Annotated in this window: 1 protein-coding gene; it reads right to left on the bottom strand. The window is 72.1% G+C overall.

What is annotated here, in order from left to right:
- Window positions 1-239: SpnB-like Rossmann fold domain-containing protein (locus IEJ02_RS46790; protein ID WP_191070350.1), on the bottom strand; the 239-nt coding region annotated here is incomplete at its 3' end.
- Window positions 240-536: the final 297 nt, after the last annotated feature.

Raw genomic sequence — 536 nt, 5'->3', positions numbered from 1 at the left:
CCGTCGAGATCGATCAGGAGGAGCCTGTCCGGGTTCTCGGCCTGCGCCGAACGCACCAGACCGCGTACGGCAGCCCCCGCCAGATCCGTCACCGGCTCACCGGGCCCGGTGGCCACGGAGCCGGAGGTCAGCAGGACCAGACGGGAATCCGTGAAACGGTCGTCGGCCAGCCAGGACTGGAGGAGGTGGAGGGCCTGGGTGGTGGCGTCGTGTGCGGCTCGGGCGGGGTTCTCCCCCACCCCGCCCCTTCCCGAAACGTGGGGCTCCGCCCCAAGACCCCGGTCCTCAAACGCNTCCCCCACCCCGCCCCTTCCCGAAACGTGGGGCTCCGCCCCAAGACCCCGGTCCTCAAACGCCGGACGGGCTGGAGATGCCGCACCCGGGGCTTCGAGCGCCGCGCCCTCCGCGTGCGGGTGCGTACGCCCTTCGGGCGTGTCCTCAAACACCGGACGGGCTGGAATTGCCGCACCCCGGCCTTCAAATGCCGCGCCACCCACTTCAAATGCCGCACCGTCCGCGTGCACGCCCGGACGCCC

The organism is Streptomyces sp. 5-10 (assembly GCF_014712245.1).
In the GTDB taxonomy this organism is placed as follows: domain Bacteria; phylum Actinomycetota; class Actinomycetes; order Streptomycetales; family Streptomycetaceae; genus Streptomyces; species Streptomyces violaceusniger.
This window is presented reverse-complemented; position numbering and strand designations above follow the sequence as displayed.